Source organism: Nocardia tenerifensis NBRC 101015, from assembly GCF_000308715.1.
Taxonomy (GTDB): Bacteria; Actinomycetota; Actinomycetes; order Mycobacteriales; family Mycobacteriaceae; genus Nocardia; species Nocardia tenerifensis.
Map to the genome: position 1 here is coordinate 1 of NZ_BAGH01000095.1, position 7980 is coordinate 7980.

Genomic DNA, 7980 nt, shown 5'->3' on the forward strand with positions numbered 1-7980 from the left:
CCTTCGACCAACTGCTGATGGATGTGGCCCTGCTCCACCTACCGGTGACCCTGGTGCTCGACCGTGCGGGAGTCACGGGACCGGACGGGGCGAGCCATCACGGAGTGTGGGATCTGGCCTTGCTCGGCATGATCCCGGGTATGCGGATCGCCGCGCCGCGTGACGCCGCCTCGCTGCGCGCGGAGCTGGCCGAGGCGCTGTCGATAGACAGTGGGCCAACGGCGGTGCGGTTCCCAAAAGGTGATGTTGGACAGGATATTTCGGCGATAGAGCAACTCGATGGCGTCGACGTGCTGCGCCCGCCGCAGGACGGGGCAGACGGGGGCGTGCTGATCGTCGCCGTCGGTTCCGCCGCGGCCACCGCCCTTGCCGGCGCGACGGCATTGCGGAGACAGGGCGTGCGGGTGATGGTCGTCGACCCGCGCTGGGTGTTGCCCGTGCCGGAGATCCTGCTGAAACTGGCGGGGGATTTCCGGCTGGTGGTCACGATCGAGGACGGCGTACTGCACGGCGGCGTCGGTTCGGCGGTGGCGGCCCGGTTCGCCGCCGCCGGGATCGGTGTCCCGGTGCGCAGTATCGGCGTGCCGGACCGGTTTCTCGCACACGGGTCGCGCACTGAAATTCTCCGTGACGTCGGCCTCGACCCCGAAACGAGCACACGCCGCATCGCCGAATGGCTGGCGACGCTGGACGAGCCGTAGCACCGCGTGCTCTTCGTGACGATGAAAGGAATGCTATGTCATCGGATTTCCGCAAACGGGTGCTGCTCGCGGACCCTCGCGGCTTCTGCGCCGGAGTAGACAGAGCGGTCGCCGCCGTGGAGCGGGCACTCGAGCGACACGGTCCGCCGGTGTATGTGCGCAAAGAGATTGTGCACAACCGCAGTGTCGTCGAGAGGTTGCGTGCCAGTGGGGTGGTGTTCGTCGAGGAGGTGGACGACCTACCGGAGGGGGCCTTGGTGATCTTCTCCGCGCACGGGGTGTCGCCGGATGTGCGGGCCGCCGCGGCGGCGCGCGGCCTGCGGACCATCGACGCGACCTGCCCGCTGGTGACCAAGGTGCACAACGAGGCTAAGCGTTTCGCCCGCGACGACTACGACATTCTGCTGGTCGGCCACACAGGTCACGAGGAGGTCGAGGGCACGGCCGGGGAGGCTCCCCGCCACGTCCAGCTGGTGGACGGACCGGACTCCGTCGACAGGCTGCACGTGCGCGATGAACGCAAGGTCGTCTGGCTGTCGCAGACCACGCTGAGCGTCGACGAGACACTCGAGACCGTGCGGCGACTACGCCGGCGCTTCCCTGACCTGGCGGACCCGCCGAGCGACGACATCTGCTACGCCACCCAGAACCGTCAGGTGGCCGTCAAAGCCCTTGCGCCGCACTGTGATCTGGTACTCGTGGTCGGTTCGCCGAACTCGTCGAACTCGGTGCGGCTCGTCGAGGTGGCGCGCGACGCCGGTGCAGGTGCCGCCAGACTGATCGACACCGCTCGGGCAATGGATCCAACCTGGCTCGACGGCGTATGGACGGTCGGGCTGACTTCAGGGGCCTCCGTGCCGGAGGTACTTGTGCGCGATGTCCTGATTCTGTTGGGGGAGTACGGGTTCGACGACGTCCACACCGTCACCACAGCTTCGGAGACCTTGGTCTTCGCTGCCCCGCGCGAACTGCGCGAACTGTGACCGTCGCCGTTCTCGCGCGGTCGATGGATCGAGAAAGGCTTTGTCATGGGTGAGATCGCTCCGCTCGGTATGCCGCCCGCGCCCGCGAGGGTGCTCGCGCCCCGGCGGCCGACTCGGCAGTTGATGGTGGGCAATGTCGGTGTAGGGAGCCGATACCCGATCGCGGTTCAGTCGATGACCACCACGAAGACCCACAATGTGAACGAGACCCTGCAGCAGATCGCGGAATTGACCGCATCGGGTTGTGACATCGTGCGCGTCGCGTGCCCACGTCAGGAAGACGCGGACGCGTTGGCGACGATCGCGAGCAAGTCGCAGATACCGGTCATCGCGGACATCCATTTCCAGCCGCGCTACATCTTCGCCGCGATCGATGCGGGGTGTGCGGCGGTTCGGGTAAACCCTGGCAACATCAAGGAATTCGACGGCCGGGTGGGCGAAGTCGCGAAAGCCGCCGGCGCGGCGGGAATTCCGATCCGCATCGGAGTGAACGCGGGGTCGCTGGACAAGCGAGTACTGGCGAAATACGGGAAGGCGACCCCCGAGGCCCTGGTCGAGTCGGCGCTGTGGGAGGCGAGCCTGTTCGAGGAGCACGGATTCGGGGCTATCAAGATTTCGGTCAAGCATCACGATCCGGTGGTGATGGTCGAGGCTTATCGCCAGTTGGCGGCGCGCTGCGACTATCCGTTGCATTTGGGGGTGACCGAGGCCGGCCCCGCGTTTCAGGGCACGGTCAAGTCGGCGGTGGCTTTCGGTGCGCTGTTGTCCGAAGGCATCGGCGACACGATTCGGGTGTCGTTGTCTGCGCCGCCGGTGGAGGAAATCAAGGTCGGCGGGCAGATTCTGGAATCACTGAATCTGCGGCCGCGCAAGCTGGAGATCGTATCGTGCCCGTCCTGCGGGCGGGCGCAGGTCGATGTGTACACGCTGGCGAATGAGGTGACCGCGGGCCTCGAGGGCATGGCGGTGCCGCTGCGGGTGGCGGTGATGGGTTGTGTGGTGAACGGTCCGGGTGAGGCCAGGGAGGCCGATCTGGGCGTGGCGTCGGGCAACGGCAAAGGCCAGATCTTCGTCAAGGGCGAGGTCGTCAAGACGGTGCCCGAAGCTCAGATCGTGCCGACGCTGATCGAGGAAGCCATGCGTATCGCCGAGGCGATGGGCGATCGACCTGCTCTTGCGGAAAGGCATTGACAGATGAAAACGACGGGGAGCGAAAGCAGCGGAGGCTTCGCCGCCGCACTGTTGTCGGACGACACGACAACGGCCGAGGCGGTGAGCGGGGCGCTAGCGCGGGTCGAGGGTTTGATCAGCGAGCAGCTGTGCAGTGCACACGCACTGCTGACAGAATCGGCCACGCATCTGGCGCGGGCGGGCGGAAAGCGATTCCGGCCGATATTCACCGTGCTGGCCGGACAGCTCGGACCCCACCCGGCCGATCCGAATATCGCGATCAGCGCGGCGGCACTCGAATTGATCCATCTGGCGTCGCTCTACCACGACGACGTGATGGACGAAGCCCAACTCCGCCGCGGTGTGCCGAGCGCGAACTCGTTGTGGGACAACAAAATCGCGATCCTGGCCGGCGACTACCTGTTCGCACAGGCCTCCCGGCTGGGCGCGCTACTCGGTGTCGAGGCATTGGAGATCATCGCCCATACCTTCGCGGAGTTGGTGACCGGACAGACGCGGGAAACCGCAGGAGCGGCCCCTGGCACGGATGCGATCACGCACTACCACCGGGTCATTCACGAAAAGACCGCCGTGCTGATCGCCACCGCGGGACGATTCGGCGCGATGTTCTCCGGTGCGGAGGCCGGTCAGATCGAACGGATGGGCCGCCTCGGTGACGCGGTCGGCATCGCCTTCCAGATCGCCGACGACATCCTCGACATCGCTTCGACGGCAGAACAATTCGGCAAGCGGCCGGGTACGGATCTGCGTGAAGGAGTGCACACTCTGCCGGTGCTGTACGCGTTGCGCGAGTCCGGCCCGGATGCGGATCGTCTGCGCGAGTTGCTGGCCCACCCGTTGGACACGGACGCGGATCTGGCCGAGGCTATTGCTCTACTGGTGCGATCACCCGGCATGAAGTCGGCCAAGGATGACTTGCGGCACTACGTCGACCGCGCCCTCGACGAGTTGGACGGATTGCCGAACCTACCCGCGAATCGCGCATTGCGCAGGCTGATTCACCATACCGTCGAACGTGCCTCGTGACGGCTCCGCCGCGAGGCGTCACATCTTCGCGGGAACGGTTCCGGGCGTTACCAGCCCGGTTTCGTAGGCGATGACAACGGCTTGGGCGCGACTGGTGAGGTCGAGTTTCGTCATCACCCGGTTGAGGTGGGTCTTTACTGTGCCTTCACTTATGTTGAGGTAGTGCGCGATGTCGTTGTTGCCTGCGCCGGTGCCTACCAGGCGCAAGACTTCGAGTTCTCGCGTGGTCAGCGAGTCGAGTTCGGCTCGCCGGCTCGGTGCGCCGGCTCTTTCGTTGTGCTGTATGTAATTTTCGATGAGTCGGCGAGTGACAGTAGGGGCGAACAGCGTGTCGCCCTTGGCGACGGTGTGGATTGCGCCGAGCAACCGATCCGGGTCTGTCTCCTTCAATACGAAACCCGACGCACCGGCGTGCAATGCCTCGTAGACATATTCGTCGAGGTCGAACGTGGTGAGCATCAAGATGCGAGGCGCGGGATCCACCTGGCTGAAAATGCGTCGAGCCGCCGTGATTCCACTGACGCGAGGCATGTGTATGTCCATCACGATCACGTCGGGTTTTTCGGTGACCGCCAGGCTGACGGCTTGATTGCCGTCGACGGCTTCGCCGACCACGGTCAGTCCTGGATCGGCGTTCACCAATGCCGTCAGGCCCGCACGAATAAGTGGCTGGTCATCGACCACGAGTACGTTGATCATCAGCGGCGTCCCCCCGAGTACCCATTACTCATCACTGCGACTACCGGGGTGCCGGCGACGCGTATTACGGCCAAGGCACGGTCAATACTACCGTGTAGCCGCCATCCGGCCGGGGACCGGCGACGAGCGTCCCGCCGTAAAGCCGGGCGCGTTCGTGCATCCCGAGTAGACCGTTGCCACCGTCGGCAGGCTCGACGGTGGCGGTAGGCGCGGTGCCGGGTTTCCGCTCGTTGGTGATCGTGACCGACAGCTGACGGAAGTCGCGGTGCACGCTCACGTCGGCTTCGCACGGGCCGACATGTTTGATCACATTGGTCAGTGCTTCCTGAACGACGCGGTACACCGTGAGTTGCAGCCCGGAAGGCAGTTCCGCGACTGCTCCGCTGATCCGCAGACTGACGTCGAGTCCGACGCCGCGAACGCGCTCGACCAATTCCTCCAGTCGGCGGGAGACCGGCACGGGCTCGGCGTCGATGAGGGCTGTCTCGCTGTCGAGCGGAGTGTCGGACGTGCGTAGGAGATTGAGCACTCGCCTCAGTTCCTCCAACGTCTCCCGGCTGATCTCGCCGATGGTGTCGACCGCGGCACGGGCCGTGGGCGGATCGCTGTCGAATACGTACCGCGCCAGCCCAGCCTGCATGGATATCACTGAGATATGATGTGCGACAACGTCATGCAGTTCGCGGGCGATCTGCAACCGTTCCTGCCCCACGGCGTGCTCGACACGACGCTCCTGTTCTCGCCGTAGTTGCACGGTCGCCTCGGCCAACTGCCGATTGCGCAGGCTCAGGCGGCGCGATACGCCCGCCACTCCCCACAGCACCAGCGGTGGAGCGGTGGATTGTGCCACCGCCACCGCGATCGGCAACTCCGGCACGACCAGCGCGCTGTAGAACAGCACACCGCCGAGGATCAGCGCGGCTATGGTCGTCGTGCGCGACGCCTTCGTCGTGGCGACCGTGTAGAAGGCGATCATCGGGCCATAGAAGTTCAGGCTCGGATAAAACCCCAGTTCCAGATAGGCGACGTACGCCACCGACACGGCCACGTGGGTGAGCATCGGAGCTGCCCTGCGCGCCGCAAGGGGTAGACACGTCGAAGCGGTCAGCAGGTACGCTGCCAGATCGAACCGCCGCCACTCCCCGGGGTGGTACGCGGTGCCGACCATGAACATGGCCACGAGCAGTGTCAGGGCGACCACGGTGTCCACGGCATGCGGATTCTCGTCCCGGAGCCGCTGTCGAAATGCCTGCACCGCGTACAGGATTCCGCGTCTATCTACCACAACGCTCATCGTACGAGCGCGCGCGTCATGTACGGCCTCGAGCGCGAACCTGCATCCATCCGGCTTCCTCGACGCGGGCTCACTGATGAGGCGTTCTCTAGCGTGGCGGCGAAAATGATTGTGCCGCAGCACAATAAGTGATCAACAGCTATCGCGGTATCCTCACCGTCGACGCTCCTCGTCGGCCGAGAACTCGCGTTGGGCGGCGATGGCCGCACCCATCCACCGACGCAGATAGGCGCGAAGTTCGTCCTCGGTGCGCGGCGGATTGCCCGGTGAAACGAAGAACGAGTGCATCGTTCGCAGCACGTACTCGACCAGTTCGCGCAGGGCCGCGTCGTCGTAGCCGTGGCGTTCCCAGTCCACGTCGAAGCGGCGGATCATCGTCATGCCGAACGCCTGGGCCTGTGCCGAGGTGAGGCTGTCGGGGTCGATGTTGGAGTACGAGCTCGACAGCAGGATGCCGAGGTGTGGGGTGCGGGGGACCTCGGCGAGGGTGTAGACCACGCCCTCGGTCATCGCGTCCACCGGATCCTCGAGACCCGCCACGTGCGCGGTCAACCGCTGCAGGAAGCCGTCGACCGACGCGATCGCGGCCGCCGACATCAGCGCCTCGGCGCTGGGGAAGTAGCGGTACACGGTCTGGCGGATGACGCCCAGCGCGTCCGCGACGTCGGCGATGCCGATCGCCGTGCCGGTCTGGCCGATCAGCTCGACCGCGGTGGCGACGATACGACGGCGCGCGTCCTCGTCGTCCGTCGGCGGACTCCCGCCCCACCCGCGTCTACGCGCCACCGGCCGGACGTTACCACTGCGTCGTCCGGATCGAGGTGAGTGGAAAGTAATCATACATTCGGCCGCTTGTGTGTATGGTTGCATGTGTGCCCCCGGCGGGCACACGACTCCACTCATCACGCGAGGTAGCGCACTGTGACCGAATTGCAGCCCAGGAAAATGGATTTCGGATTCGAGGACGCCGACGTCCCGTTCGTGTGGAACCCGCAGAACCCCGCGTGGTCGAGCATGTCCAACGCGGTGTCGTTTCTGGCGGTCGGCTTCGAGAAGATGATCGTGAAGCTGATCATGCAGCTCAAGCCCGTGCTGACCGATCCGGAGGTCGCGCAGGAGGCCGTCGCGTTCATGCGCCAGGAGGGGCATCACTCGACCGCGCATCGCCAGCACGTGAAGGCGCTCATCAAACAGTATCCGGGACTGCAGAACACGCTCGACGCCGTCATCGGCGAGTTCGATCTGCTCACCGAGGCCACCTCGCGCGAGTACCGCCTCGCCTACACCGCCGACCTGGAAGCCACCTTCACGCCGGTGTTCAAACTGATGCTCGACAACGAGGCGACGCTGTTCCGGCCCGGCGACGACCGGGTCGCCTCCCTGTTTCTCTGGCACTTCGTCGAGGAGGTCGAGCACCGCAGTTCGGCCCTGATCATCTTCAATTCCGTTGTGGGCAACGAGCTTTACCGGATGCGTATGGCGCCGTCGATCTTCGCGCACGTGATGAAGGTGATCCGGATCGCGTGCGCGGGCTTCAACCAGCACGTCCCGCTCGCCGACCGGCGGGTCGACTCGCTGTCGATGTTCGCCTCCCATCGCGCCAAACAGAAAGTGCTGCAGTCCTTCGCGCCGTATCTGACCAAGGGCCCGATGCCGCGCGCGTTCGACGGGCTCTCGCGCCGCGAACAGCTCACCGCCCTCGCCGGCGTCGTGCGCAGCCAACTGCCCCACCATGACCCGACGCACGAGAAGCTGCCCGAACTGGCGCACAGGTGGTTCGAGCGCTACGACGCGGGCTACGACTGCACCCGCTGGTACACCGCGGACCAGAGCCAGGCCGTGCCGACGGCGGTGAACCAGTGAGCGATCTGTGCACCCCCACCTTCGCCGATCTCGCTGCGCGACTGGGCTTCTCCTGCGCGGACACCGGCGGGCTCGTCGAGTTCCGCAATCCGGCCGCGCTGGAGAACTGGACGCTGCCGGTACTCGAGGCGACCATCGTGCTCGGCTCGGTGCTCGCCCTCCTCTACGCGATCCAGCGACTGCGCAGACACGGTGACCCGACCAATCTGGTGCTGTGGTTCGG

At 65.5% G+C, this 7980-nt stretch carries 8 protein-coding genes and 1 pseudogene; 6 read left to right on the top strand and 3 right to left on the bottom strand.

Annotation, left to right across the window (positions count from 1 at the left end; all coding sequences use genetic code 11):
* The 4 genes from ON39_RS07615 to ON39_RS07630 form a co-directional block, all read left to right on the top strand.
* The coding region (locus tag ON39_RS07615; RefSeq protein ID WP_040732558.1) for a transketolase C-terminal domain-containing protein at nt 1-701 on the top strand (701 nt) is incomplete at its 5' end.
* Nucleotides 702-736: 35 nt separating this feature from the next.
* Nucleotides 737-1684 carry a 4-hydroxy-3-methylbut-2-enyl diphosphate reductase gene (locus tag ON39_RS07620; protein WP_040732559.1) on the top strand — a complete coding sequence of 316 codons (948 nt, stop codon included), beginning with the start codon at nt 737-739 and terminating at the stop codon, nt 1682-1684.
* Nucleotides 1685-1729: 45 nt separating this feature from the next.
* Nucleotides 1730-2875: a flavodoxin-dependent (E)-4-hydroxy-3-methylbut-2-enyl-diphosphate synthase gene (ispG, locus tag ON39_RS07625; RefSeq protein ID WP_040732560.1), complete on the top strand. Its 1146-nt coding sequence runs from the start codon at nt 1730-1732 to the stop codon at nt 2873-2875.
* A gap of 3 nt (nt 2876-2878) precedes the next feature.
* On the top strand, nt 2879-3901 hold the full coding sequence (locus tag ON39_RS07630) for a polyprenyl synthetase family protein (RefSeq protein WP_083894304.1): 1023 nt from the start codon (nt 2879-2881) through the stop codon (nt 3899-3901).
* Between the two features lie 18 nt (nt 3902-3919).
* Here ON39_RS07630 and ON39_RS07635 read toward each other — a convergent pair whose 3' ends face one another.
* From ON39_RS07635 to ON39_RS07645, 3 genes are all read right to left on the bottom strand, one after another.
* Entirely contained in the window at nt 3920-4603 is a 684-nt protein-coding gene (locus ON39_RS07635; RefSeq protein ID WP_211336266.1) for a response regulator, read from the bottom strand.
* A 61-nt stretch (nt 4604-4664) separates the two neighbouring features.
* On the bottom strand, nt 4665-5885 hold the full coding sequence (locus ON39_RS07640) for a sensor histidine kinase (RefSeq protein WP_157195414.1): 1221 nt from the start codon (nt 5883-5885) through the stop codon (nt 4665-4667).
* Between the two features lie 162 nt (nt 5886-6047).
* On the bottom strand, nt 6048-6680 hold the full coding sequence (locus ON39_RS07645; protein ID WP_040732563.1) for a TetR/AcrR family transcriptional regulator: 633 nt from the start codon (nt 6678-6680) through the stop codon (nt 6048-6050).
* Nucleotides 6681-6815: 135 nt separating this feature from the next.
* Here ON39_RS07645 and ON39_RS07650 point away from each other — a divergent pair, with 135 nt between their 5' ends.
* Both ON39_RS07650 and ON39_RS07655 read left to right on the top strand, forming a co-directional pair.
* Complete coding sequence (locus tag ON39_RS07650; RefSeq protein ID WP_040732564.1) at nt 6816-7757, top strand: metal-dependent hydrolase; 942 nt, start codon at nt 6816-6818, stop codon at nt 7755-7757.
* Nucleotides 7754-7980 (top strand): annotated as a pseudogene (locus ON39_RS07655) (hypothetical protein); the annotation flags it as partial. The gene ON39_RS07650 and the pseudogene ON39_RS07655, both read left to right, overlap by 4 nt.